Source organism: Amycolatopsis sp. WGS_07 (assembly GCF_045278895.1).
Classification (GTDB): domain Bacteria; phylum Actinomycetota; class Actinomycetes; order Mycobacteriales; family Pseudonocardiaceae; genus Amycolatopsis.
This window is the reverse complement of sequence record NZ_CP136053.1, coordinates 261,843-286,724: the sequence shown is the minus strand read 5'-3', so window position 1 is coordinate 286,724 and position 24,882 is coordinate 261,843. Positions and strand designations below refer to the sequence as shown.

Annotated in this window: 28 protein-coding genes; 17 read left to right on the top strand and 11 right to left on the bottom strand. The window is 69.0% G+C overall.

The features are described 5' to 3' along the window. The first annotated feature begins 108 nt into the window (after positions 1-108). The 3 genes from RPX00_RS01250 (at position 109) to RPX00_RS01240 (ending at position 1,470) form a co-directional block, all read left to right on the top strand. Positions 109-606 carry an RNA polymerase sigma factor gene (locus RPX00_RS01250; RefSeq protein WP_406636600.1) on the top strand — a complete coding sequence of 166 codons (498 nt, stop codon included), beginning with the start codon at positions 109-111 and terminating at the stop codon, positions 604-606. A gap of 19 nt (positions 607-625) precedes the next feature. Beyond that, positions 626-1,015, top strand: a complete 390-nt coding sequence (locus tag RPX00_RS01245) for a hypothetical protein (RefSeq protein ID WP_406636598.1) — start codon at positions 626-628, stop codon at positions 1,013-1,015. A 203-nt stretch (positions 1,016-1,218) separates the two neighbouring features. Then, positions 1,219-1,470, top strand: coding sequence for a hypothetical protein (locus RPX00_RS01240; RefSeq protein WP_406636596.1), 252 nt, complete (start codon positions 1,219-1,221; stop codon positions 1,468-1,470). Here RPX00_RS01240 and RPX00_RS01235 read toward each other — a convergent pair. Continuing rightward, the gene (locus RPX00_RS01235) at positions 1,386-2,327 is read right to left on the bottom strand and encodes a hypothetical protein (protein ID WP_406636594.1); all 942 of its coding nucleotides are present in this window, start codon (positions 2,325-2,327) and stop codon (positions 1,386-1,388) included. The genes RPX00_RS01240 and RPX00_RS01235 overlap by 85 nt on opposite strands. Next, the gene (locus RPX00_RS01230; RefSeq protein ID WP_406636592.1) at positions 2,324-2,662 is read right to left on the bottom strand and encodes a PadR family transcriptional regulator; all 339 of its coding nucleotides are present in this window, start codon (positions 2,660-2,662) and stop codon (positions 2,324-2,326) included. The genes RPX00_RS01235 and RPX00_RS01230 overlap by 4 nt, the downstream gene beginning before the upstream one ends. Before the next feature lie 110 nt (positions 2,663-2,772). Between RPX00_RS01230 and RPX00_RS01225 the strand changes: the two genes are divergently transcribed. The 10 genes from RPX00_RS01225 to RPX00_RS01180 all read left to right on the top strand — a co-directional run bounded on the left by RPX00_RS01225 (position 2,773) and on the right by RPX00_RS01180 (position 11,075). After that, positions 2,773-3,699 (top strand): alpha/beta hydrolase, encoded by a 927-nt coding sequence (locus RPX00_RS01225; RefSeq protein WP_406636590.1) that lies wholly within the window; start codon positions 2,773-2,775, stop codon positions 3,697-3,699. A 33-nt stretch (positions 3,700-3,732) separates the two neighbouring features. Continuing rightward, complete coding sequence (locus tag RPX00_RS01220) at positions 3,733-4,185, top strand: GbsR/MarR family transcriptional regulator (protein ID WP_406636588.1); 453 nt, start codon at positions 3,733-3,735, stop codon at positions 4,183-4,185. Positions 4,186-4,195: 10 nt separating this feature from the next. Next, positions 4,196-4,987 carry a class I SAM-dependent methyltransferase gene (locus RPX00_RS01215; RefSeq protein ID WP_406636586.1) on the top strand — a complete coding sequence of 264 codons (792 nt, stop codon included), beginning with the start codon at positions 4,196-4,198 and terminating at the stop codon, positions 4,985-4,987. Between the two features lie 90 nt (positions 4,988-5,077). Next, positions 5,078-5,362: a hypothetical protein gene (locus tag RPX00_RS01210; protein ID WP_406636584.1), complete on the top strand. Its 285-nt coding sequence runs from the start codon at positions 5,078-5,080 to the stop codon at positions 5,360-5,362. Positions 5,363-5,406: 44 nt separating this feature from the next. After that, positions 5,407-6,123 (top strand): TetR/AcrR family transcriptional regulator, encoded by a 717-nt coding sequence (locus tag RPX00_RS01205; RefSeq protein WP_406636582.1) that lies wholly within the window; start codon positions 5,407-5,409, stop codon positions 6,121-6,123. Between the two features lie 81 nt (positions 6,124-6,204). Next, positions 6,205-7,638 carry a carboxylesterase/lipase family protein gene (locus RPX00_RS01200; RefSeq protein ID WP_406636580.1) on the top strand — a complete coding sequence of 478 codons (1,434 nt, stop codon included), beginning with the start codon at positions 6,205-6,207 and terminating at the stop codon, positions 7,636-7,638. Further along, a complete protein-coding gene (locus tag RPX00_RS01195; RefSeq protein ID WP_406636579.1) occupies positions 7,635-8,537 on the top strand; it encodes an NADP-dependent oxidoreductase in 903 nt (300 codons plus the stop codon). Before RPX00_RS01200 ends, RPX00_RS01195 begins: the two co-directional genes overlap by 4 nt. 29 nt (positions 8,538-8,566) lie before the next feature. Then, positions 8,567-10,057 carry an MFS transporter gene (locus tag RPX00_RS01190; RefSeq protein ID WP_406636577.1) on the top strand — a complete coding sequence of 497 codons (1,491 nt, stop codon included), beginning with the start codon at positions 8,567-8,569 and terminating at the stop codon, positions 10,055-10,057. 199 nt (positions 10,058-10,256) lie between these two features. After that, positions 10,257-10,604: a hypothetical protein gene (locus tag RPX00_RS01185; protein ID WP_406636575.1), complete on the top strand. Its 348-nt coding sequence runs from the start codon at positions 10,257-10,259 to the stop codon at positions 10,602-10,604. 24 nt (positions 10,605-10,628) lie between these two features. Next, positions 10,629-11,075: a hypothetical protein gene (locus RPX00_RS01180; protein ID WP_406636573.1), complete on the top strand. Its 447-nt coding sequence runs from the start codon at positions 10,629-10,631 to the stop codon at positions 11,073-11,075. A 10-nt stretch (positions 11,076-11,085) separates the two neighbouring features. Here RPX00_RS01180 and RPX00_RS01175 read toward each other — a convergent pair whose 3' ends face one another. Further along, positions 11,086-11,937: an NAD(P)-dependent oxidoreductase gene (locus RPX00_RS01175; RefSeq protein WP_406636571.1), complete on the bottom strand. Its 852-nt coding sequence runs from the start codon at positions 11,935-11,937 to the stop codon at positions 11,086-11,088. Positions 11,938-12,008: 71 nt separating this feature from the next. On the opposite strand from RPX00_RS01175, the gene RPX00_RS01170 reads away from it, so the two are divergent. Both RPX00_RS01170 and RPX00_RS01165 read left to right on the top strand, forming a co-directional pair. Beyond that, positions 12,009-12,470, top strand: coding sequence for a MarR family winged helix-turn-helix transcriptional regulator (locus RPX00_RS01170; protein WP_406636569.1), 462 nt, complete (start codon positions 12,009-12,011; stop codon positions 12,468-12,470). Positions 12,471-12,694: 224 nt separating this feature from the next. Next, on the top strand, positions 12,695-13,147 hold the full coding sequence (locus RPX00_RS01165; protein ID WP_406636567.1) for a hypothetical protein: 453 nt from the start codon (positions 12,695-12,697) through the stop codon (positions 13,145-13,147). 46 nt (positions 13,148-13,193) lie between these two features. Here the strand turns inward: RPX00_RS01165 and RPX00_RS01160 are convergent, their stop codons facing one another. The 8 genes from RPX00_RS01160 to RPX00_RS01125 form a co-directional block, all read right to left on the bottom strand. Then, on the bottom strand, positions 13,194-13,709 hold the full coding sequence (locus tag RPX00_RS01160; RefSeq protein ID WP_406636565.1) for an SRPBCC family protein: 516 nt from the start codon (positions 13,707-13,709) through the stop codon (positions 13,194-13,196). A 14-nt stretch (positions 13,710-13,723) separates the two neighbouring features. After that, positions 13,724-14,644, bottom strand: a complete 921-nt coding sequence (locus RPX00_RS01155) for a VOC family protein (RefSeq protein WP_406636563.1) — start codon at positions 14,642-14,644, stop codon at positions 13,724-13,726. Between the two features lies 1 nt (position 14,645). Further along, positions 14,646-15,497, bottom strand: coding sequence for a fumarylacetoacetate hydrolase family protein (locus RPX00_RS01150; RefSeq protein WP_406636561.1), 852 nt, complete (start codon positions 15,495-15,497; stop codon positions 14,646-14,648). Between the two features lie 11 nt (positions 15,498-15,508). After that, positions 15,509-17,086, bottom strand: coding sequence for a hypothetical protein (locus tag RPX00_RS01145; RefSeq protein WP_406636559.1), 1,578 nt, complete (start codon positions 17,084-17,086; stop codon positions 15,509-15,511). Next, the gene (locus RPX00_RS01140) at positions 17,083-17,634 is read right to left on the bottom strand and encodes an SCO family protein (RefSeq protein ID WP_406636557.1); all 552 of its coding nucleotides are present in this window, start codon (positions 17,632-17,634) and stop codon (positions 17,083-17,085) included. The genes RPX00_RS01145 and RPX00_RS01140 overlap by 4 nt, the downstream gene beginning before the upstream one ends. A 55-nt stretch (positions 17,635-17,689) precedes the next feature. Next, positions 17,690-18,640 (bottom strand): LysR substrate-binding domain-containing protein, encoded by a 951-nt coding sequence (locus tag RPX00_RS01135; RefSeq protein WP_406636555.1) that lies wholly within the window; start codon positions 18,638-18,640, stop codon positions 17,690-17,692. Between the two features lie 22 nt (positions 18,641-18,662). Further along, positions 18,663-19,148: a DUF6130 family protein gene (locus tag RPX00_RS01130; protein ID WP_406636553.1), complete on the bottom strand. Its 486-nt coding sequence runs from the start codon at positions 19,146-19,148 to the stop codon at positions 18,663-18,665. 114 nt (positions 19,149-19,262) lie between these two features. After that, positions 19,263-20,783, bottom strand: coding sequence for a tannase/feruloyl esterase family alpha/beta hydrolase (locus RPX00_RS01125; protein ID WP_406636551.1), 1,521 nt, complete (start codon positions 20,781-20,783; stop codon positions 19,263-19,265). Between the two features lie 113 nt (positions 20,784-20,896). On the opposite strand from RPX00_RS01125, the gene RPX00_RS01120 reads away from it, so the two are divergent. Together RPX00_RS01120 and RPX00_RS01115 are read left to right on the top strand one after the other, a co-directional pair. After that, entirely contained in the window at positions 20,897-23,599 is a 2,703-nt protein-coding gene (locus RPX00_RS01120) for an AAA family ATPase (RefSeq protein ID WP_406636549.1), read from the top strand. Between the two features lie 220 nt (positions 23,600-23,819). Next, the gene (locus RPX00_RS01115) at positions 23,820-24,854 is read left to right on the top strand and encodes an alpha/beta fold hydrolase (RefSeq protein WP_406636547.1); all 1,035 of its coding nucleotides are present in this window, start codon (positions 23,820-23,822) and stop codon (positions 24,852-24,854) included. Positions 24,855-24,882 lie beyond the last annotated feature (28 nt).

Below are 24,882 nucleotides of genomic sequence, written 5' to 3'. Positions count from 1 at the left end.
CCGGTGATGAGTAATGCCGGTGGTGAGCCCGGAGAATTCCCGTGCCACGGGTCTCCGGGCGGCTGGTCGTGCGTGCCGGCCGCCCCCTGCGGCGGCAGCGGCGACCGGATGAAGGTTCGCGAAGCATTCGATGCGTTCGCTGACGAGGCCTACGACGCGGCGCTGCGCGCGGCGAAGAGGTTCACGGAAGGGGACACGGCACTCGCGCAGGACCTGGTCCAGGACGCTTTCGTCAAAATGTGGACGATTGTCCTGGCCGGGAATGCGGAAGGACCGTGGAGCATCGGATACGTGGTGACCGTGGTCCGGAATCTGTTTCTCGATCACCGGCGGCGCCAGGCCCGGGAGCGCAAGCTCATCGTCCGGGCCGCGCAGCCAGAGGTCGCGATTCTGGATCCGGGACAGCGGAATGGCGACCGTGCCGTGGTGCTGGAGTTCTTGCGGCGCCTTCCCGACCGGCACCGGGAGATCTTTTTCCTGAGCGAGGTCGGCGGCTTCAAGGCAGCGGAGATCGCCGCGCTGCTGAAGCTGGCTCCGGGCACGGTCAGCAATTATTTGTCGAGCGCCAGGAAGCAGTTGCGGAGGCTGGCATCCACCCTGGCATGAGAAGAGAAAGGGCGGTGCGGTGGACGTAGGCCTCAGTCACGACAACGTCGACGCCCTGACTCGGCACGATCAGCTGTCCAGGAACGCGCACCTGCGCGGCATTCGCGTCGCACTCGATGCGGCGGACGCGGATGCCGCGCGGGTGCGCGGTGCCGGCGGGGGCTGTCCCGCCGGAGCTTGCCCGGCTGATCACGATGGATGGCCCCACACCGAACTGGCTCGCTGCGTGCAGGAGGCGGAGAAGGGGAGGGGCGATGCGGCTCGCCGAGTCGCGGAGTTGCTGGAACTGCTAGACCGACCGAAGGACGCGGCCGTGTGGTGGCACCGCGCGGCGGTGTCCGGAGACCGGGACGCGAAGTGGTATGTCGCGGCCCTCGAGCTTCCTGACTCGCTGACCGGGTCCGCGTAGCGGACAGTGCAAGGCTCCTCGTATCGAGGGAACCAGGGTCGGCTGATCCGGGTGCAGGAAGCCCTTGATGAGGGGGTAAAGGAGATGAGCGAGTGCGGCCCCCGGGAGTTGGGGAACTCCCGGGGGCCGTGCTGTTCCATGAGATCCGTGCTTCTCCGAGCGTTCAGTAGCTGACACCGCACTGACCCGGAGGGACCGCGACGATGCCCCGTGCCGACACGAAGAAGAACGGCGAACCGGCCCAGGACTGGGCGAGCGCGGTCGACGGCTGGGTCCGCGATCCGGCCATCCGGCGGCACGCCTTGCTCGCGCTCGCGATGCTGCTGGCGACCGGACTGATCGCGGTCGGCATCATGACCGGCCTGAGCCATCAGCCCCTGTTCTGGCTGGGCGGCGCCGGACTCGGCGGTGCCGGGCTGTGGATCCGCCGTGGCAGGCACCGGTCGAACCGGTGAAGCGCAACGGCAATCCCCACCGCGACGACCACCGGTGTGGCGTAAATGAAGGCGGAGTAAGCACCCACGGGTACCCGGGCGGCAATCGGTACTGCGATGAGCGGTACGAGAAGGATCATCGCCGCGCGACGGCCGCTTCGCGTACTAAGCCGGCAGGCCGCGCCGACGCCCACCACGAGCACCGCCAGCTGGATCAGCTCGGCGAGCGGAAGATGCCTGCCTCGCGCGGTCGTGGTGAGAGCGACTAATACGGCCACCGTGCCGCCGAGGTAGACCAGGCGCAATCGGCCCAGCTGAGCCAAACCTCGTCGTGGACCGGGCGACGCGGTCATCGCGACCGCCGCGAAAATGCTCAGCATTACCCAGCCCGCGACGAGTTCCACCGGCCAATGCCGCGCCGGATCGACAATCGCGACCGCGATCAAGCCCGCGGTGGCCAGCCACGCGAGCGTCACCGAGGCTCGCCGCCGGCCGGATATCCCCAGTACCAAGGCAATCAGCCACGCGGACCACACGGGAACGTCGGCGAGCGCGCCGGACCACACCCTCGGCGCCCAGGCCTCCAGTCCGGCCGCGACCCGGATTTCCCGTACTGTCGCAGCGGATCCGGCCAGCAGGAGCACCGGTGCCAGCAGGCTCACTATCGCCAGGGTGTCCCGGCGGTCCGGTCCGCTGAGCGCGTGCCGCCAGTGCACCTGGACCGCGCCCCGCAGCAGGTCCAGGGTTTCCGCCAGCCCTGGCTTGGCATCGTCGAGCAGCACTCCCAGCATTTCTTCGCCGTGCACGGCTCGGTGCGCGCGCGGATACAACGCGAGCAGCCGCCGGTAATGCCGCTCTCTCGCCGGACGGTCTTTCACGCCAATCCTCCCTCGCTGCGCAGCTGAAGCCGTTGCTCGGCGGCGGTGGTGTGCCGTTGCCGTCGCTGGATTTCAGCGGTCAGCCGCGCGGCTCCTGGTTCGGTGAGCCGGTAATAGCGGCGGAGCCTGCTGTCCACCACTTCCTCGCGGTCCACTTCCACCCAGCCCTCCGCGCACAGCCGGTCCAGCGCGGCGTACAACGTGCCCGCCCGCAGCGTGACCTGGCCGCCGGAGATCGCTTCGACGTCGCGGAGTACGCCGTAGCCGTGCTGAGGCTGGGCGGCTAGCGCGGTGAGGACCAGGAAGGTCGGCTCCCGCATAGCGCCATCTGTCATGAGGGAAGCATATACCGATGAACTGTATATGTGCGACCAGGCGAGTGATTGACGTTGCTAGTTGTTTCAGTGCAGACTGAAATAACTAGCAACGAGAAGGGAGAACGGCCATGAGCCCTGAACACGTGCACTTCCTCAGCCTCGGCACCCGGTGCGCGGGCGATCTGTACCTGCCGGAGGCCGAAGGGCCGGTTCCCGGCCTGGTGCTGGGGCACAGCGGGGTGATGGTCAAGGAAGCCCTCGCGGTTTTCGCGCCGTACTTCGTGCGCGCCGGGTTCGCCGTGCTGGCGATCGACTACCGCACGGTCGGCGGCAGCGAGGGCGAGCCGCGCGGGCAGGACTATCCCGAACGGCAGGTCGAGGATTTCCGCAGCGCGATCTCGTATTTGCGGAGCAGGCCGGAGATCGACGCGGAACGGATCGGGCTGTGGGGAGTCAGCGTCGGCGGATCGGTCGCGGTGCAGGCGGCCGTGCTCGATCGGCGGGCGAAGTGCGTCGTGGTGCAGAGCCCCAGCGTGTGGGACGGGTGGCGGTTCCTGGAACGGCTGGCCGGCTGGGCCGGGGTGCGCGCGGTGCGGGATCAGCTGGACGAGGACTGGCAGCGCCGGTACGAGGGCGAGCCCAGCGCGCGGGTCCCGCATCTGAGCCTGGGGGACCGCGTGCGGGACGCGCCGGACGTGGCCGCGGAGATGTTTCCCGCCTACCGCAACGAAAAAACGCTCGATTCGACCGAGCATCTGCTGACGTTCGCGCCGGAGCACCTGATCCACCGGCTGGCGCCGACGCCGCTGCTGATGATCGCCAACGGCGGCTGGGATCCGTACCACGTGCTGGAGGAGGCGCAGAGCGCGTTCGCCAAGGCAGGCGAGCCGAAGCGGCTTGAGGTGCTGCCCTACGACGTGCTCGGTCTCTACACCGGACCTGGCCTGGAAGAGGCGATGGCGCTCGCCGTCGACTGGTTCGACCAGCACCTGCGCCGGGCCCCGCTGCCCGCCGCCACGCCGGTGCCTGGCCGGGAGGCCGTCATGACAGAGTGACGGAATCCGACGAGCCGGCCGAGGAGGACGCGAATGTCCGAGCAGGACAACCAGGACGAGGTGCTGCGGTGGGTCGAGCGGGTGGCGACGTTCTGTGTCGAGGAATGGGCGCTCCCGCCGATCACCGGGCGCATCCTCGGCCTGTTGATGATCTGCGATCCGCCTGAGCAGTCCGCGGGGCAGATCGCCGACACGATCCAGGCCAGCCGCGCCTCGCTGACGTCGAACATGCGCTTCCTGACCACCATCGGGCTCATTCGCAAGGTCCGCGTCCCCGGCGACCGCACCACGTATTACCGCATCGAGGACGACGCCTGGCACAAGGTCATCCAGCGCAAGCTCGACAGCCTTGGCGCCTTCGGAGACATCGCCGACGAGGGCATGAAACTCGCCGGCGGCGGACCGAACACCGAACGCATCCGCGCCGCGCGGCAGTCGCTGACCTGGCTGCGCGATCTCGCCGCGCGCCATCCCCTGAAAACGTAAAGGACCTCTCGTGCGCTTGGACCCGCTCCGGGAAACCCTGCTGCTCACCCTCCACGCCAAGGCGCTGGATTCCCAGTCCCCGCACCCGATCCTCGGCGACGTCCATTCCGCCAGGATCGCCGCGGAAATCGACTACGACTTCGCGCGGCTCAAGGTGAAACCCAGCCTCGTCTGCGGAACCGCCTTGCGAGCCAAGAAACTCGACGATGCGGTTCGGGCTTTCGTTTCCGCTCACCCCGATGCTGTCGTGGTCGACCTCGGCTGCGGGCTTGATCCTCGGGCGCTCCGTTGCGACCCGCCCGATGGCGTTGATTGGTATGACGTCGATTTTCCTGACGTTGTTGCCTTGCGGTCGCAGTTTCTTCCATCTCAGTGCATTGGCGCGGATTTGACCTCGTCTGGCTGGGTCGCTTCCTTGCCGCGCGATCGACCGGCGATGATCGTGGCGGAGGGGGTGCTGCCGTTTCTGCCGGGGGACACGTTTCAGCGGATGGTGCAGGGGTTGACGGCGCATTTCGGTGCTGGGGAACTTGCGCTTAACGGTTATACCCGCTTTGCCGCTTGGTCGATGAAGTATCACCCGACGATCAAGGCCATCGGGATCACGGCGGCGCAGGGGTTTGATGATGCGCACGAGCCGGAGAAGTGGCGGGCCGGGTTGACGCTGGCGGAGGAGCAGTTGCTCACGCGGGCTCCGGAGGTGGCTTGTTTCCCGCAGCCGCTGCGTGGAGTGACTCGGGTGATGGGGTGGAGTGCGGCGTTGTCCCGGCAGGGGACTCGGGTGCTGCGGTACCGGTTCTAGGGTCCAGCTCGCCGCTTCGCGCGCATTTTCCGATGGTTCTCCGAACACAGTGGACCGATTGCCTGGTGGGCGGAACTATTGTCTCCGGAATTGCTCGCCGAGACGCATTTCGAGCCAGTTCGGATACGCCGGCGCGAGTTTTTCGCGAAAGCTGCCAGGCTTCTTGAAAGGATCAAGGGCGGCCGCAAGGCTGATGGCATGCAACGGCACCTTGACCTGATCGCCTTCGTGGCTGTGCTCGCGACCGGCGTGCTCCTGACCGCTCTCGGTGTCACGCCTGAGTCCATCGCCTTGATCGCCATCGCGCTGACCGGGCTCTACGTGGCCTGGCGCACCGGTCGCCCCGGGCAGAACCCGCCCGGGCAGGGTGAGTGACGAACAGCGTTCGGCAAACGAACACTCCGCGATAAGGTACCCAGGTGGATCCCAAAGAACGACGCGCCGCACGACATCAGTCGCCGACCTCCGGAGCCAGCTCCAAATCCCGGCGGCGGACGGTGCCGATCACGGTCGAGCAGGTTGTCGATGCCGCGCTGGAGATCGTCGCCGCTGAGGGGTACGAGGCGTTGTCCATGCGCCGCGTGGCCGACGCGCTGAACACCGGGCCCGCCTCGCTCTATGCGCACGTGGTCAACAAGACCGATCTCGACGAGCTGCTCATCGCGCGGCTGTGCTCGAGGATCGTCCTGCCCGAGCCGGATCCGGCGGGCTGGCGTGATCAGATTCGCGACGTTTGTGTCCAGCTCCGCGATCTCTACCTGGCTTATCCCGGCATCTCCGGAGCCGCGTTCGCGGTGGCGCCCACTGACCTCGACACCGCGCGGCTCAACGAGGGGATGCTGGCGATCCTGCGCACCGGGGGTGTCCCGGCGCAGGCTGCGGCGTGGGGGGTCGACACGCTTCTGCTCTACATGGCCGCGTACTGCCTCGAGGCGTCGATCGTGCGGCGGAGGGTGGCGGAGAAGGACGCGGTGTGGATCGTGGGTCGGGACGAGATGCGGCGGCGGCTCGAGTCGTTGCCCGCGGCGGAATTTCCTTATACCGCAAGCCATGCTGCCCAGCTTACGGCCGGTGAGGGGCACGATCGGTTCGACTTCTCGCTCGCGCTGATGATCGACGGTCTCGCTCGCCGGTAGGCGGTAAAGAAACCCCCGGAGGCGTCTCCGGGGGTTTCTTGCGCGTTGACAGGAACACTGTTCGTTGATAGAACGGTGTTCGTGGACGAACTGACCGACCTGCGCCCGGTGGTGGCGACCTCGCACGGCCGGGTGCGCGGAACCGTCGAGGGTGCCCGCGTGGTGTTCCGCGGCATTCCCTTCGCCGCGCCGCCCGTGGGCGACCTGCGCTTCGCCGCGCCGCGGCCGCCGCGCGAGTGGGCGGACGTGCTCGACGCCTCGGCGTTCGGTCCGATTCCGGCGCAGGCGGAGGTGCCGTCTTCTGCGGTGGCACCGCCGCCGAGTCCGCCTGACGACGGGCGCGGCTGTCTCACGGCGAACGTCTGGACCAGCGACTTGTCCGGCCGTCGCCCGGTGATGGTGTGGGTTTACGGCGGTGGTTACCTGGCTGGCAGCTCGGCCGATCCGGGCTACGACGGGGCGGTGCTCGCCGAAGAGGTCGTCGTGGTGACCTTCAACTACCGCGTCGGGGCCGAGGGGTTCGGGCAGATCGACGGGGCGCCCGCGAACCGCGGGTTGCTGGATCAGGTCGCGGCGCTGGAGTGGGTCCGGGACAACGCGGCCGCGTTCGGGGGCGACCCGGAGCGGGTCACGATCTTCGGTCAGTCCGCCGGGGCGGGCGCGGTCGCCGCGTTGCTTGCGATGCCGCGCGCGGCCAGGCTGTTCCATCGGGCGATCGCGCAGAGCGTGCTGGGCACCTTTGTCTCGCCCGAGTTGGCAGCGGACGTCATGGCCGAGATCGCGGCGGCAGTCGGCAAGCTTGATCTGCGCGAATACGTCGATCGCTGGGGCAGCTTCGCCTATGGAGTGTCGCCGTACGCACCGGTTGTCGACGGGGACGTTCTCCCTGCCACGCCTTGGGAAGCTCTCCGCGACGGTGCTTCCCGCGACGTCGAACTGATCGTCGGGCACACCCGCGACGAGTTCCGGAAGATGCTGGCGGCGCGGGGCCGGGTGACCGCGGAGATGGCGGCGGACGCGCTCGCCGCCTTGGCTCCGGACGCCGAGGCGTATCGCGCGGCCTTCCCGGAAGCCTCGCCGGAGAAGCTGTACGAACTGGTCCATTCCGACTGGCTGTTCCGGATGCCCTCCGCGAACCTCGCCCGGAACCACGCCGGTCGCACCTTCTGCTACGAATTCGTCCTCGAAGCGCCCGGCAACGGCGGTGCGCTGGGCGCGTGTCACGGCGCGGACGTCGCGCTGACCTTCGGGAACCTGACCGGTCCGTTGGTCGAGAAAATGCTGGGGCCGCAACCCAATGCCGAACTGGTCGCGGTCTCGGCGGCGATCCGGGCGGCCTGGACCGCCTTCGCGCGCGGCGACGGCCCCGGATGGGGCGAATTCGACGACACCGGCACGACCTGGGTGATCGACGCCGACCCGATCGTGCGGTCTTATCCCGAACAGGCGTCCGCGAACCTCTGGGCGGGGCACGATTTCCCGTGCCTGCCTCTCCGGGAAGGGAGCCTCTCGTGAAATCGGTCCGGTTCAGCAGCTTCGGCGGCCCGGAAGTCCTCGAGATCGTGGATCTGCCGGATCCGCACCCCGGCCCCGGCGAGGTGCGCATCGCGGTGCGCGCCGCCGGGATCAACGCCAGCGACTGGAAGAAGCGCCAGGGCCTGATGGACCAGGAACTTCCGCAGACCATGGGGCACGAAGCGGCGGGTATCGTGGACGAACTCGGCGAGGGCGTCACGGACGTCGCCGTCGGCGATCGCGTCTTCGGTTTCGCGGTTTCCGGTGGCGCACAAGCGGAATTGACCGTGCTGTTCCGCTACGAGCCCATCCCGCCGTCGCTCAGTTTCGCCGAAGCGGCCGCCTTGCCGGCCGCCGCCGAGACCGCCGCGCGGGCGCTTGATCAGCTCGGCGTGGATGGCGGGGTGACAGTGCTCGTCAGCGGTGCTTCGGGCAGCGTCGGCAGCGCGGCGGTGCAGCTCGCCGTCGCCAGGGGAGCGCGTGTGATCGGCACCGGAAGCCCTGCCACACATGACTTTCTACGCTCGCTCGGTGCCGAACCTGTCGCTTATGGACCGGGGATGCCGGACCGGGTCCGCGCACTCGCGCCCGACGGCGTCGACCTGGCCCTGGACGTCGCCGGGAGCGGTGTCCTGCCGGAGCTGATCCAGCTCGCGGGCGCCCCGGAAAACGTCATCACCCTCGCCGATTTCGCCGGTTCCCAGCAGTACGGCGTGCGGTTCAGCCGCGGCGACGGGGGACACGCGCTTTACGTGCTCTCCCAGCTCAGCGAACTGGTCGAAGCCGGCCGGTTCACCCTCCCCGTTGGACAGACGTTCCCGTTGGCCGACGTCGCGGAAGCGCACCGCGTCGGCGAATCGGGGCGCGTGCGCGGAAAGCTCGTGCTGCTGCCCGGCTGACGAGCCCCTCACTCACTCGAGAGAACTTCATGAATCCTGACCTCTCGCCGACCGGGACCGCCCCGTCGGCTCCTCCCAGCGCGCCCGGAAACGCCGTGCGCCACAAGCATCGCTGGCTGGCCCTCGTCGTGCTGAGCCTCGCCCAGCTGATGGACATCCTCGATTCCACCATCGTCAGCATCGCGCTTCCGTCCGCGCAGCACGACCTCGGCTTCCCGGCCGACTACCGGCAATGGGTGCTGACCGGCTACGCGCTCGCGTTCGGCAGTCTCCTGCTCCTCGGCGGCCGGCTGGCCGACTACTTTGGACGGAAGCGGCTGTTCCTCGTCGGCATCGGCGGGTTCGCGCTCGCCTCCGCGGTGGGTGGCGCCGCCGAGAACTTCGCGACGCTGCTGGCCGCGCGAATCGGGCAGGGCGCGTTCGCCGCGATGCTCGCGCCGGCCGCATTGTCGTTGCTGTCCATCACTTTCGCCGACGACGCGAAGGAACGCGGCCGCGCGTTCGGGATCTTCGGCGCGATCTCCGGTGCTGGCGGAGCGGTGGGCTTGGTGCTGGGCGGTGTGCTCACACAAGGCCTGTCGTGGCGGTGGTGCCTCTACGTCAACCTCATCATCGCCGCGGTCGCGTTCGTCGGCGGGCTGGTGCTTCTCCACGACGGCGACCGGCCGCAGCGGGTCCGGCTTGACGTCGCGGGAACGGTCGTCGTCGTACTCGGCCTGATCGGCATCGTCTTCGGCCTCGGAACCGCGGAAACCCATGGCTGGCAAGACATCCGCACGTTCGGTCCGGTGCTGGCGGGCATCGTGCTCGTCGCCGCCTTCGTGGTCGTCGAACGTCGTGTCGCGCATCCGCTGCTGCCGCTGCGGGTGGTCCTGGACCGGGTCCGGGGCGCGGCGTATCTGACCTTGGGCATCTGCGGGACCGGGATGTTCGCGGTCTTCCTGTTCCTCACCTTCTACCTCGCGAACACGCTGGGGTTCAGCCCGGTGCGGACCGGCGTCGCGTTCCTTCCGATGATCGGCATGGTCATGGCGGGAGCGGTGTTCTCCGGCGCGGTGCTCCTGCCGCGCACCGGACCCCGGCCGCTCGTTCCGCTCGGCTGCCTCCTCGCCGCCGTCGGCATGGTGCTGCTCACCGGAATCGGCGCCGATTCGAGCTACGCCGCCGACATCCTGCCCGCCCTGCTCGTCACCGGAGCCGGCTTCGGGCTGATCTTCGGCCCGGTGCAGAACGCCGCGACCAGCGGTGTCCGGCCCCACGACGCCGGGGTGGCGTCCGCGCTGGTGACGACGGCCCAGCAGATCGGCGGGTCCATCGGAACCGCGGTGTTCAGCTCGCTCGCCACGTCCGCGATCGCCGGATACCTGGCGGCGCACCCGGGGTCCACCGCCGAAGCGACCTTCGCCGGGTACCACCTGGTGTTCTGGATCGCGGCGGCGGTCTTCCTCGGCAGCGCGGTGCTGGCCGCGCTGCTGTTCCGGAGCGGCCCGCTGCCGTTGCCCGCTGACCCGGCTGACTGAGTCGCGGACGCTAGCTGCCCGGCGACCGCGCGGTCTTTAGCGGCCGGACCACCTTGCGCAGCAACGAAAACCAGCGGCCGTGCCTTGTGCTGCCGAGGATTCCGGTCGGCTGAGCACACTTCGCGGACCGGTGCCCTGGCATTGGACACACCTCCACAAGCGGTTCTATCGTAGGAGGTTCGAACTCTGGGGAGGGCTCATGATCCGTCGAACAATTGCCGTGCTCGGCATACTGGCGCTGGCCGGGACCGTGGCGGTGGCACCCGCCTCGGCCGCGTCGCTGAGGACTTCGCAGCTCACTCTCGACCCGAATTCGGGCGCGCCCGGCGATCCGGTCACGGTGAGCTGGCTGTGCAGCAGGGACGACGGTCCGCTGCGCCAGCTGTGGTCGAACGTGCTGACCGGGTACCAGCCGTACCCGCACACGTATGAAGGCAGCGTCCGGACGACCGTGCTGCCGGACGTGACCCCGGCCGGGAACGGGAATTACTGGGTGGCGCTGGACTGCCAGCATTCCTATTCGATCCTGCCGTTCACCGTTCGTTGAGCCGAGCGGCTTAGACTCGGCGGCATGACGTCCGAGTTGCTTGCTTTCCTTCACGAGCTGCGGGAAACCACCGCGTGGACGGTGGTCTCCCGCAGCCCGTCGAGGTGGGAGCTGGCCGGGCAGACCTGGCAGGCGACCGTGACCGTCGATCCGCGGCGGTGGCTCGGGCTGGAGTTCGCGGCGCGGGACCCGGTGACCGGCAAACGTGCCACCTACGCCATCGACACCGACCTGTACGACCTGTCCCAGGAGAAATACCGGGAATTCGCGACGGAAATCGAACGAGACATCATCGAATTCCTCGGAAACCTGAGAACGGGCGCGATGGTGCGCGGAAACGACGGAGCGAAGTTCGTGCTCGTCTTTCCGCTCGACGGGTCCTGGGTGCGCGTCGTCCAGGGGCGATTCATGACCAGCGCGTCCACCCACTCCGATCGTCCCGCCGGAGGCGACTGGGTTCCGGTGGAATGATCCGGGCGCGTCAGGCGGGCTTCTCGCCGAGTACGACGCGGACCGCGGTCAGGTCGTGGTCGCCGAGTCCGGTGTCGGTGGCGCGGGTGTAGAGCTGCGCGAGCGGGTCCAGCAGCATATCGGGCACTCCGGCCGACGCCGCGGCGGAGCGGATGTGGCCGAGGTCCTTGAGCGCGGCGCGGACCGGGACCAGCACCTCGTCGGAGTCGCCGGTCAGATGCACCGCGCGGTAGTGCAGGTACGCACTGTCGGCGTTCGAGTCGGCGACGGCGCGGAGGAAGAGCCGGGCGTCCAAGCCGAACGATTCGGTCAGCGCGGCGGCCTGCGCGGCCATCGCGTTCAGTCCCAAGAGCCAGGTATTACAGGCCAGCTTCAGCCGGCTCGCGCTGCCGGGGTGGTCCGTGACGTCGATGACGGTGTACGCGAGCGCCGTGAAGACCGGATTCGCCAGCTGTTTGGCTTCGGGAGCCCCCGCGACCATGAACGTGAGGGCGGTGCCGGGGTTGCCGAGGAACGGCGCGTCGAGCAAAGTCACGCCGAGGTGGTCCGCGGAGTCGGCGATCTCGTCGATGTCCGCGCCGACGGTCGCGCTCTGCGCCACCACCGTCCCGGCGCCGAGGGCCGGCGCGATCTGGCTCAGCACCGCCAGCACCGCCGCCGCGTCAAACACCGTCACGAGCACGACTTCGGCTGACCGCACCGCCTCTGCCGCCGTCGGGAAGACCTCGACGCCGTCCGCTGCCAACGGCCGGGCGCGCGACTCGGTCCGGTTCCACGCGCGGACGGCGAAGCCGTGCTCGCGGAGCCGCCGCGCCATCGCGGCACCCGCGCCGCCGGTTCCGAGAACCGCCACTGTCTGCATAACGTCCTCCTGATGTGTCAACTTGACGTATCAAGTCATAGCATCGACACTGCCTGAGGAGCCGGAGTCCAGTGAGGGAGATCATGAGCCGCGAGCCGCTTTCCGCGCGGGAGAAGCAGGTGTGGCGATCGTTCGTCCAGTTCAGCGGCACGGTGGTCGCCGCGGTCGAACGGGATCTGTTTGCCGCGACCGGCCTGTCCGGCGCGGACTTCCAGATCCTGGCGCGCCTGCACGAGGCCGAGGACGGGCAGCTGAGCCAGAAACTGCTCGGCGAGCGGACGGGCTGGACCGCGACCCGGCTTTCGCATCAGCTCGCTCGCATGCACCGGCGCGGTCTCGTCGGCCGGGAGACCGCCGGGCGCGGCCGGCTCATGCGGATTTCCCTGACCGAAGCGGGTTCGCGCGCGTACGAGGACGCGCTGCCGGCCCACGCCCGCGCGGTCCGCGAGCATTTCCTGGGCGAGGCCGAACTGTCGGCGCTGGACAAGGGGTTGCGGCTGCTCGGTGCGGGGGACCCGGACAGCCAGAGTTGACTGGTTTTCCCGTGCCGCGATTCCCGCTATTATTTCCGGGATAACGTCGACCTGTCGGGGGTTTGACCCAGAAGGAGGTCGTATTCCCCGCCTGTGGTCAATCCGGCTTCACGGTGTCGCAATTCAGTGCGGCCGAAAGAATGAACAGCGATGCTCCGAACGGCCACGGCGGGCCGATCCGTTGAGTGGGTGAAGTCAAAGTACGGAGTGGGTGAGCAGCTGGCATGAGAAAACTTATTGTCGCGGCGATGTGCGCTCTCGGACTGGTGGCGATGAGCACTTCCGCCACCGCCGAAACGACCGCGGAACCGCCCCCGTCCAGTTCGGTGACCGTCGCGCCCGGCACGGTCGCGCCAGGAGCGACGGTGACCTTCTCGGTGACCCTGTCGAACGCGGAGGCCGATCCGCTGAAAGGCGGAAAGCTGGGCCTCGGCGTGGCGAACGGTGCGATAAATCAGCTTCTGGACGTCAGTACCTGCGCGGACTGCTACCAGGCCGGCAACACCATTCGCTACGACATCGGCGATGTCCCGCTCAACGGAACCAAAACCTTCACCTTCTCCATCGGGGTGTTCGCCAACGCGCAACTCGGACAGTACGGCATCGAGCACCAGTTCGTGGGAGACAATTATTCGTACGAAACGCTGAGCGGCCCGACGATCACCGTCACGCGGTAGAGATCGGGGAACCCTGACGAAATCAGGGTTCCCCGCCCGGCCGCTGTTACGCGGCGGTGCCCTCGACGTGTGCCTTGATCAGTTCCAGGCCGGGCTGGATGCGGGCCGGGTCCTCGACCGGGTGCGGGCCGGGCGGTTCGGTGGGCGGGATCAGGCGCTCGAACAGGCGGCAGAAGAGCGTGGTTCCGTCGCCGAGGTCGAAGGTGGTGAAGGTGGCGATCGCGTGCATCGCCGGTGCCGGCGTGCCGTCGTCGAGGACGTCGCGGCCGACGACGGTCCACAGCTTGCCGGGCACCCGCGCGACGACGGTGTAGAGCTTCGGCTTCTCGTTCAGTTCCGGCTGGATGGTTTCGAGCAGTACGTCGCCGAGTTCGGCGGGGACGCCTTCGGTGCCGCGCTTCACCTCGGTGCCCGTCGCCATCGGCAGCCACTTCGGCAGGTTCGACCAGGTGGTCACCCAGTCGTACACCTCCTGCGCCGGGCGCTTGATCACGATGCGGTTCTCGACGAACCGGATGTTCAGGTCGTCCGGGATCTGCCGGACATACAACTCTTCGGACATGTTTTTCTCCTTTTTCAGTGCGGGGAATGCTGACCGGTCATGAGCGCGCCGAGGTCGTCCGGTTCCAGGAACGACGGCGGCGGGGGCGGGCCCCAGCTGAACAAGCCTTGTGCGCCTTCGAAAACCTCCGGCGTCCAGATCTCGTCCTCGGGGATGCAGTCCATGTCGGAGTAGTACTCGCTGAAATTCCCCGCCGGGTCTTTGAGGTACCAGAAGAAATTGGAGCCGGCGTGGTGGCGGCCGAGTCCCCAGACGTGCCGGTCGGGATGGCCGCTGAGCATCGCCGCCGCGCCGCGGCCGACGTCGTCGATGTCGTCGACCTGCCAGGACGTGTGGTGCAGGAAGTTCACCGGGGCCGCGAGCGCGAGCACGTTGTGGTGATCGGCGGAGCAGCGCATGAACGCGCCCTTGTCGCCGATGTAGTCGCTGACCTTGAAGCCGAGTGCCTCGGTGAAAAACCGCATGGTGGCGTCGAGATCGGTGGTGCCCACCACGCAGTGGCCGAGTTTCTTCGGCCGGATCGGGCCGGTGCGGAGCACGCCGGGGGCGCGGCCGAACCGTTCGATGCGGCCGGGTCCGTTGTACGGCGTGGCCAGGACGGGTTCCTGCGTGATCCGCGGCGCGATCTCGACGCGGACTGCGAATCCGGAGACGGGCCCGATCGCGGTGACCGCCGTGGGGGTTTCGGTGCCGACCACGCCGAGGCTGTTCAGCCGTGCGGCGGTTCGCGCGATGTCGTCGGCGTCGTCGACTCCTACTCCGAGTTCGAGCAGTTGCCGGTAAGGGGCGTGCCGGACGCGTAACTGTTCGCCGCCTTCGAGGGTGGTGAAGTTGCCCTCGCCGACGTGGCCGAGGCCGAAATCCGCGTAGTAGGCAATGGTTTCCGCGACGTTCGGGACGCCCATGGTGACCCGGGTCAGCCGGTGCATGCCCATGTCAGGCTTCCTTCGCCGCGACGAAGGTCTGCCGCATGTCGCCGAGCCCTTCGATCCAGCTGACCAGCTCTTCCCCGGCGCGCAGGAATCGTTGCGGGGAGCGGCCGACGCCCACTCCGGACGGGGTTCCGGTCAGGACGAGGTCGCCCGGGTACAGGGTGATCGTCCGCGACAGCTCGGAAATCAGCTTGGCCACCGGGAAGATCAGCTCGCGGGTGCGGCCGTCCTGCACGGTCTCGCCGTCGACCGCGCAGCCCAGCGCGAGGTCGTCCCGGTCCGCCAGTTCGTCCGGCGTGACCAGCCACGGCCCGACCGGGGCGAAGCCCGGGAAGGACTTGCCGAGGCTGAACTGCGGGGCCGGACCGGCCAGCTGCGAGATCCGCTCGGAAAGATCCTGGCCGATCGTCACCCCGGCGACGTGGTCCCACGCCTCGGATTCCTCGACGCGGGAGGCCGTCCGGCCGATGATCGCGACGAGTTCCACCTCCCAGTCCACATTGCCGCCGGGCGGCAGCACGACCTCGGTGTCGGGGCCGGTCAGCGCGGACACGAACTTGGTGAACACCGGCGGAAGCCCGTCCGGTGCGGCGAAACCGGACTCGGCGGCGTGGGCGTCGTAGTTCAGTCCGATCGCGACGATCTGCCGCGGCGCGGGCGAAGGCGGACCCAGCTGGGCACGGGTGAAGACGACGTCGGGCTTGGCGGTGAGTTTCTTCGCCCAGGTCTGGAATTCGTCCCAGTTCCGGTAGAGGGAACCGAGGCTGAAGAGGCCGCCGGACGCCTTGGCGACGTCGATGCCCTCGTCCTCGGCGGTCAGCAGGACCGCCCGACCGTCCACATTGGCTAGTTTCACGGTTTCTCCTGTCAGAAGCAGAGCGTCAGGTTTGTTCGCACCGGCAGCGGAAGCGTGACGAGAAGGTCGTTGCCCTCGCGCCAGGTCTGCAGACTGGGGGATTCCGTTCCGGCGGAATCGGCAGCGAGCACCTCGTCGCGGAACAGCGTCCAGTGCTGCCCGGGGGCGACGTTGCCGATCCGCAGCGTCACGTCGGCCGGTTTCCCGGCCACTGGCCGCAAAGTCAGTGCCAGCAACGACTTTTCCCGGTCGTACCAGGCGCGGAGGAACTCGGCGTTGCCGTCGATTCCGGTCACGGCCGGTTCGCGGAAATGCTCCGCGGTCCAGGGGTGGTGGTACATCTTCCACAGCCCGTCGGTGACATTCAGCCGGGCGTAGCCGAGCATCGCGTTTCCGGTCAGCCGGTCCATGAAGATCATGTTGCCGTTCTCGTCGAACGAACGGTCTTCTCTCGGGTAGAACAGGCCGCCCTTCTCCCAGGTCGGGTTCAGGTAGTTGTCGGCGTAGCCGAGCATGCCGCGCAGGTTTTCGTGGTCGCCGACCTCGGCCATGCAGGCCGCGACGTAGCCGAAAGCCGGGGCGCGCCAGGTGAAGTCCAGGTCGCGGGTGAACTCCGGTTCCCGGCCGGCCAGGCGGGCTTTCCGGGCTTCCAGCGCGACCGTCGGCTCGGCGAGGGTGACGAGGCCGTCCGGGGTGCGCCGGATCTCGTCGCGGATCTGGTTCGGGTACAGCCGGTGCACCAGGTCGCGGCTCCACGCGTTCAGGTTCAGCGCGGTCCAGGCGTTGCCGCCGCCCTCCAGCGGCATCTCCGGGCGGTTCTGCTCGACCAGCCAGAGCCGCCAGTACTCGCCGTATTCGTTGAGGATGCCCCGCTGGTCCCACGCCGCCTGGTAGGCCTGGGTGACCTCCTCGGCGACCGAGGTGCCCTTGCGCAGGTCGAGGAAGCGGAAGCCGAGAATGGGGAACTGGTTGCAGACGAGGAACAGGCAGTTGGGCTCGCAGACGATGCCGTACCAGCCCTGTTCGGCCATCTGCCAGTACAGGTTGTCGGCGAGCGAGCTGAGCGAGTACTCGTAGATCTCCGTGCCGAGCCCCTGGAACAGCGGGTCCCAGCGGAACGAAAGCGCGCCGTCGCGGTCGTATTGGTCGCTGTCGAACAGCATGCTGTGCATGCCGAGCATCGCGAAAAACCGGCCGCTGTACATGATGTTTTCCTTCATTACCGGATCGCGCCAGCCCTCGCGCAATTCGGTGATGTCCGGATTGTTGCGGCGGCTGCCCCGGCTGGTCTCCCGCCAGTACGCCCACACTTCCGGAAGCTGCATTTTCCGGATGATCTCCTCGAACGCGGGCCGGAACGCTCCCGGTGCCGCGGGCAGATGATGGAAATGCGCGAAGCCGAGGGTGTAGGCCATCTGCGTGAATTGGTAGCGGTAGGCGTCGGTCCATTCCTGGCCCCACAGCATGCTGCCCATGTTCGCCCACTCATTGTCCTGCTGGGCGACCAGATTGCGCACGTGCTGGACGTGTCCCGCCTGTTTGTCGTCCAGCGCCGGATATCCCGAGATGTCGGGAGCCGCGGACCTCATCGGGCGGCCAGGAAAACGGTGAGCGCGGCAGTGATGTCCTTGCTGTCCACCAGATCGGTGAAGTGCGTGAGGTATTCGCCGTCGGGGCCCATGAGGTAGGTGAACGCGCTGTGCGGCATGCGGTAGCCGTCCGGCGTGTCGACCCGGCTGGCGTGCACGTGATACGCCTTCTTCATCGCCTCGATTTCACTGGCGGGCCCGGTGAGCCCGGTGATTCGCGGGTGCCGGGCGGACAGAAACGCGTGCAGGACTTCCGGAGTATCCCGTTCGGGATCGACAGTCACGTAAAGTGCTCGCACCTGATCCGCGTGGTCGCAGAGTTCGTCGAGTACGCGGTCGAGCCGGGCCAAAGCGGGCGGGCACACGGTCTGGCAATTCGTGAACCCGAAAAAGACCAGGAGGTGGTTGCCGAAATAGGAACGCTCGGTGACCGCATTGCCGGAATCGTCGACGAGCTGAAAACCACCGCCGACCGTCGGCCTCGGACGATGCACCACGGCGGCCGAACCGGAACCGGGAGGGGTGCAGCAGGAGGAATTCATTTCCATGGGTCAAACGCTAGAAGCGTCGCCCATACCCGTCCAATGCCGCGTTGGCGCGTGGCTATGTCGGTTGGGTATAGCTGCTGACAGTCGCCCTGATCTCGGCCGCCACCTCGTCCAGCTTTCGCATCATCAGCAGCATCGTGGGGGTGAGCTGCCTGCCCGCGGGCAGCGTGACGCCGACCGACTCCACGATGCCGAGGTCGACCGGGAGCGCGGCGAGGTCCGGTTCGGTTTCGGCGACCAGCTGCGGCATCACGACGAGCGTGTCGGTCTCCAGCGCGATCGCTCGCACGGCGAGGAACGAACCGCACTCGATGCGGTTGGCCGGGGTCGAGAGGCCGCGCCGGAGGAGGTGCTCCTCCAGTTGCCGCCGCTGCGGGTTGTCGACGGGCGGCAGCGACCAGAGTTCGTCGATCAGGTCGGCGATCGTGAGGCCGGGCTTGCGGTGCGCGGGATGCTGGCTGCGCGCCACCACCCTGGCGGGCTCGTAGTAGAGGTGGTGCTGGCGCAGCCGGTTGTTGTTCGCCGGTTCGAGGGTGCCGACGACGAGGTCGACGTCGTTCGTGAGCAACGCCTCGTACAGCGCTTCCGGGCTGCCGTGCCGGATGATGACGGTCAGGTCCGGCGCGACGGCTTTCACCCGCGCGACCGCGCGGGGCAGCAGCACGCTCGCCCCGGCGAGGAAGATGCCGATCGTCACGGTGCCGGCGTGCCCGTCGACCAGTTCTTCGAGATGCCGCCCCGCCTGGCGAAGCTCGGCGAGCACCGCTTTGGCGTGGTCGACGAACACCTCGCCGAACAGCGTCGGCGTCATCCCCCGCGGGCCGCGCTCGAACAGTTCGACCCCGAGGATCGACTCGAGTTCGCGCAGCCCGCGGGTGAGCACCGGCTGGGTGACGTGCATCCGCTCGCCGGCAGCGACCAGCGAGCCCTGCTCGGCGATGGCCACCGCGTAACGCAGATGCCGGAGCTTGAGTCTGCCGTCGACGAGATCGGCGCGGTCGGTCATGCGCCCGATTCTGCCGGTCCGCTCAGTGGTGGTGATTGCCCGGCGGCACGACGAAGCTCACGGTCTTGCTGTCCAGGACCTTGTGCGTCGGATCGGCCAGCCCGATCCACACCTTGTGCGGTCCGGGCGGCAGCGCCTGGATGATCAGCGGTTCGCCGCTGCCGTCGGCCCAGTGCCACGGCGCGTCGTCGACCGTCACGTGGATGTGGCCGATGCGCGGGGAAACGTCGAGTGCGGCCGGGCCGTAAACCGGGACGATCCGGAGGTTTTCCGCCCGGTAGCGCAGCACGACGAGTCCCATCGCGAGCTGTTCCGGCAGCGGCGCGTCGACGACGAGCGACGGCGGCGGCTGGCTCGGCAGCGGGACGACGGGCGCGGGCGACCACCCCGAAGCGGCGGCGGGAGGCGGCGGCGCGGGCGATGGCGTGGCAGGAGCGGCTGCGGCGGAGCAGGCGGTGGCCAGCAAAGCGACCGAGCCGAGGACTGCGGTGCGGAAGAAATGAGTCATAGCGAGAAAACTAGGTCGCGGTTGATCATCTTCGCGTCGGTCGGATGACCGCATTGCTGTACGTCGCCGGGAAGTGCCGTGCGTGCCGCTGGGGTCGGCACGCACGGCACAGGTTCAGCGGCAGCGGTAGCTGGACGCGACGGCCGGATCGCCGTAGCCCTGGTACCGCGAGACGCGCGGGTACGCGCACAGGTCGCGGGTCTGCTTGCCGTCCGCGGTCGCGGCCGCCAGCGTGGCCGGGGCCTTGCCGTGCTCGACCCAGTCGACCAGCGCGCCGAGCGGGTTCGTGGGCGCCGCGCCGGTTCCGCCGCCGCAGTGTTCGACGCCGGGGGCCAGGAAGAGCCGGTAGAAGTCGTTCACCCGGTGAGAGCCGCCCATCGCCCGTTCGACCTCGGCGCGGTAGTGCAGCGTGCCGCCGGGCGGGATGAGCTGGTCGTCCGAGCCGACGAAGGTCACGAGCTTGCCGCCGGCCCGGCGGAAGGCCGACAGGTCCGGGTCCGCGGTGCCGATGACGTCGTCGTACTCCCGCACCGACTGCCGGAAGACCTGGGCGAATTGGGCGTAGGTGAGCTTCGAGACGTCGAAGTCGGCCTGTTTGGCCAGGAACGACTGCACCCACTTGACCGCGACCGGGAAGCCGGTGGCGTACGGGCTGTCGCCGGTTCCGGCGAGCCAGGTGAAGTCGGCGCCCTTGGGGAGCCCGTCCCACAGTTTCCGGCCGCGTTCGTCGGTCGGCCCGGCCCAGATCTTGCGCATGACCTCGGCGTCCTTGGCCGTGACAGTGAACTCCTTGCCGTCGCAGACGACCTTCTTGCCGATCAGGCCGCGCGGGTCGTAGCTGCATTCGTCCGGCCGGTCGACGATGCCGTTGCGGACGCCGTCGTTCGCGTCGCACGCCTGGATCGCGGCCTGCCGGAACGCGGTGAAGACACAGGCGCTCGGGAAGTCGTGGTCCTGGTTCATCACGATCTGCGGCCAGAGCGTGGCCACCGCGAACTGGGTCCAGTGGACCGCGGGCGCGTTCGCCAGGATGCCGTCGAAATCGGCGGGGTAGTTCTGCGCCTCGGAGTAGCCCTGGCGGCCGCCGGTCGAGCAGCCGTTCCAGTACGAATAGGTCACCGGCCGGTGGTAGAACCGCTGCGTGACGTCCTTGCCGATGACTGCGGCCTCGTGCACCGAACGGGTGGCGAAGTTCGTCAGCAGCGGCTGGTTGACCTTGCCGGGCGCGGTCAGCGCCCACGAGGTGTCGAGCCCGGTCAAGACGCCCGCATCGGTCGTCACTCCGGCGTAGCCGTCCTTGGCGGCCTGGGCCAGCGGTGCGCCGAAATCGCCGGCGGCGTACGCGCTCCCGCCGACCGCCTGCAGCCGGCCGGTCCAGCCGGTGTCCGGCAGCGCTACCCCGACCTTGACGTGGTCATTCGCCCCGGGGTGGGTGAGCGTGACGGTGATCTGGCAGTAGCCGGTCTTCGCTTCGGCCTGCACCGATTCGATCTTCGCGCCAGCGGGCGCGGTGACCGGGACCGCGGTGCAGGCGGTGGTTTCGGCGGCCGCGGCGCTGGGCGCGAACTGGGTGACGGTGGTCACCAGCAGCGCCGCGAGCGGCAGTGCCGACAAGAGTTTTCGGGTGCGTCTCATCGCTTTCCTTTGTGGAGGGTCGCTGTCGCCTGAAGGTAAGGCGGTCGTGACGCCCTTCGCGCCCGTCGGACGACGTCGTCGGCGTACGTCGTCTGCCGGTATCGTCGGGGATCATGACGCTGCACGGGCGGGACGCTGAACTCAAGGAGCTGACCGAGCTGGTGGGCGGCCCGGAAGGCCGCGTCGGCGTCGTCATCCGGGGCGAGGCGGGCGTCGGGAAGTCCGCGCTCGTCGCCGAGGCAGCCGCCGCCGCTTCGGTCGCGGGGATGCGGGTCTTGCGGACTGCGGGCGCCGAGGCGGAGCAGGATCTCGCTTACGCCGGGCTGCACCAGCTGCTGCACCCGATCCGCGCGGGGGTGGCCGGATTGCCCGCGCCGCAACGGGCCGCGCTGGAGACCGCGCTCGGGCTCGCGGAGGGGCCGGAACCCAGCGCCTACCTGGTCGGGCTCGCCGCGTTGACGCTGCTGGCCGACACCGCCGCCGCGAAGCCGGTGCTGGTCGTCGCCGAGGACGTCCACTGGCTCGACCGCGCCAGCGCCGACGTCCTGGCCTTCGTTGCCCGGCGGATCGAGACCGAGCCGATCGCCCTGATCGCGACGCTTCGAGACGGTTCGGAGCCGCTGCTCGGTCTTCCCCTGATGCCGCTCGGCCGCCTTTCCGACGACGCGGCCGCGGAACTCCTGGACTCGGTCGCGCCGCGGCTCGACCCGATGGTCCGGGCGCGGGTGCTCGCCGAGTCCGCGGGCCATCCGCTCGCGCTGACCGAGCTTCCTTCCGCGGTGGCCGACCTCGACGTGCTCGACCCGGTCCTGCCGCTGACCGAACGGCTGGAGCGCACGTTCGCCTCCCGGGTCGCGACGCTGCCGGAAGCCACCCGGGCCGCGCTGCTCGTCGCGGCGCTCAACGAAACCGGCTCGATCGCCGAAACCCTTGCCGCGACCGGGATTGTGCTCGGTACGTCGGTCGATGCCGAGGTGCTGAGCCCCGCTGCCGACGCCCGGCTGGTCGAGTTCGCGGTCGGCTGCGTGACGTTCCGGCATCCGCTGATGCGCTCGGCCATTCCGGCCGCCGCGACGCTCGGCGACCGGCGGCGGGCGCAGCTCGCGCTGGCCGAGACAGTGCGCGACCAGCCGGATCGGCGAGCCTGGCACCAAGCCCGCGCGGCCTCGGGTCCGGACGAAACCGTGGCCGCGGCCCTGGAATCGGCTGCCGACCGGGCTCGCCGGAGGGGCGGGGCGGCCGCTGCGATCGCCGCGCTCGAGCAGGCGGCGCAGCTCAGCGAAGACCCGGACGCGCGGGCGGACCGGTTGCTGCGGGCCGCCGGGCTGGCCGTCGAATCCGGCCGCCGCGAGACCGCCGAACGGCTGGTCCGCGATGCTCGGAACGGCCCGCTTTCCCCTCGCCGGAAGGCCACCGCGAGCCAGCTGCTCAGCGGTTTCGAGGACGGCGTCCGCGAGGATCCCGCCCGGATCGGGGAACTGGCCGCGCTCGCGCGATCGGTCGCTGCCGACGGCCAGGACGACGCGGCGATGCGGATCCTGTGGGGTGCCGCGATGCGCTGTTTCTGGGCTGAACCGGGCGACCCGGCCCGCCGGACGCTGCTCGACGTCGCGGCCCGGTTTCCCGCCGACGATCCGCGCCTCATCGCGGTCGCCGCGTACGTTGCTCCCTTTGAACGCGGCACCGCGGTCCTGGAGCGGCTCCAGGTTCTGGTCGGCGCGGCTGGGGCGGACCCGGAAACCGACCGGTACCTGGGCAGCGCGTCCTTGCAGGTGGGCGCGTTCGACCTGGCCGCCCGCTTCTCGACAGCCGCGGTCCCGGGCCTGCGGGCGCAAGGCCAGCTCGGGTTGCTGCCGCGAGCGCTGGCGGTGCAGGCGTGGAGCCGGGTCCGGCTAGGCGACCTGGCCGGTGCCGCCCCGTCGGCGGCGGAGGCGGTCCGGCTCGCGCACGAGACCGGACAGCCGTTCATGGGCGGGCTGGCGCTGGCGGTCCAGGCCGAGATCGCCGCCCTGCGCGGCGAGCACAAACAGGCGAACGCACTCGCCGACGAGGCCGAACGCGCCGGGCTCGCGGCGGGTGCCCGTCCGGTGCTGGCCACCGTCCAGCTCGCGCGCGGACTGGTGGCGTTGAGCGAAGGCCGGTACGAGGACGCGTTCGCCGACCTGCGCCGGCTGCTCGACCCCGCCGATCCGGCGTACCAGCTGGCGCTGCGCGCGTACTGCGTCGCGGAGCTGACCGAGGCCGCCGTCCGGGCCGGACAGACGGAGGCGATGCGGGACATCCTCGCCGAACTGGAGCTTCTGGCCGCGACGACGTCGGCCCCGGCGCTGCACATCGGCTTGCGGTACGCGCGGGCCGTGCTTGCGCCGAAGGAAACCGCGGAAGACCTGTTCACGGCGGCGCTGGGGGCGGACTTGAGCGGCTGGCCCGCCGAACGCGGGCGGGTCCACCTGGCATTCGGGGAGTGGCTGCGACGGCAGCGGCGGGTGGTCGAGTCGCGGGCGCACCTGCGGACGGCGCGGGAGACGTTCGATGCACTCGGCCTGGCGGCGTGGGCTGAGCGGGCGCGGCGTGAGCTGCGGAGCGCGGGGGAGTCGAGCCCGAATCGGAGCCCGGATGCGCGGGACCGGTTGACGCCGCACGAGTTGAGCATCGCGCAGCTGGCGGCTGAGGGGTTGACGAACCGGGAGATCGGGCAGCGGCTTTATCTTTCGCATCGGACGGTGGGGACGCATCTGCATCGGATCTTTCCGAAGCTCGGGGTGAGTTCACGGAGCGAGCTGGCTGACGCGGTGAAGACTCTCGAAGGGGGCTGACTTGCCCGGCCCTCACAGACCGAAGGAAACAGTCAAACGGATGTAAGTCGGGCATTCCGGCGGCGATGGGGTCCTTTATGGACGGTTGGCAAGCTTCAGCCCTCGCCGTGGGCAGCGACCGCAAGTGACTTACCCCGGCTGCGTCATCCGACGGGCGCGAGCGTGCGACCGGATTCCCTAGCGTCGAGACCGTCCCACGGTCTTGCGCACAGGAGTTCAGATGATCAGCAGGAGACGATTCACCCAGGCGTTCGCGGCCGGTCTGGCGGCGACCTCCCTCGCTGCCTGCTCCGCGCCTGCCTCCTCGCAGCCTGGCATGAAGCAGCCCGGCGCGGACCTGCGCGCGGGCTCGGGCGAGCACACCTCGCTGGGCACGATCAAGCACGCCGACGCCGGTGCCGTGAGCATGGCGTACGCCGAATTCGGCCCGGCCAACGGGAAACCGGTGCTGCTGTTGCACGGCTGGCCCTACGATCCGTACAGCTACGCCGACGTCGCGCCGCTGCTTGCCGCGCAGGGATTCCGGGTGATCGTGCCGTTCCTGCGCGGGTTCGGGCCGACGGTGTTCAAGTCCGCCGGCACCGTTCGCAACGGGCAGCAGACGGCGATCGCGCTCGATGTTGTCGCGTTGATGGACACGTTGAAGATCGGCAAAGCCATCCTCGGCGGGTACGACTGGGGTTCGCGCACCGCGGCCGTCATCGCGGCGCTGTGGCCGGAGCGGTGCCAGGCGGTTGTCCCGGTCAGCGGGTACATCGTCGCGAACCTCAAGGCCAACCTGCAGCCGCTGCCCCCGGCCGCTGAGCTGGGCTGGTGGTATCAGTACTACTTCGCGACCGAGCGCGGCCGCGCGGGCTACGCGGCCAACCGGCACGACTTCAACAAGCTGATCTGGAAGACCGCGTCCCCGACCTGGAACTTCGACGACGCGACGTACGACCGCAGCGCGGCCGCGTTCGACAATCCGGACCACGTCGCGATCGTCATCCACAACTACCGCTGGCGGCTCAGCCTCGCGCCGGGCGAACCGCAATACGACGCGTACGAGCAGAAACTCGCCGCGGGGGCGACGATCGGCGTCCCGGCGATCACGCTGTCCAGCGACTTCGACGGCGCCGCCAAGGACGGGAAGGCCTACCGCGCCAAGTTCACCGGGAAGTACGAGCACCGGATCCTCGACGGGATCGGCCACAACGTGCCGCAGGAGGCTCCTCGGCCGTTCGCGCAGGCGATCGTGGACGCGGCGAAGCTCTGACACTTCATCGAAGTTTGATCGGCGGCGG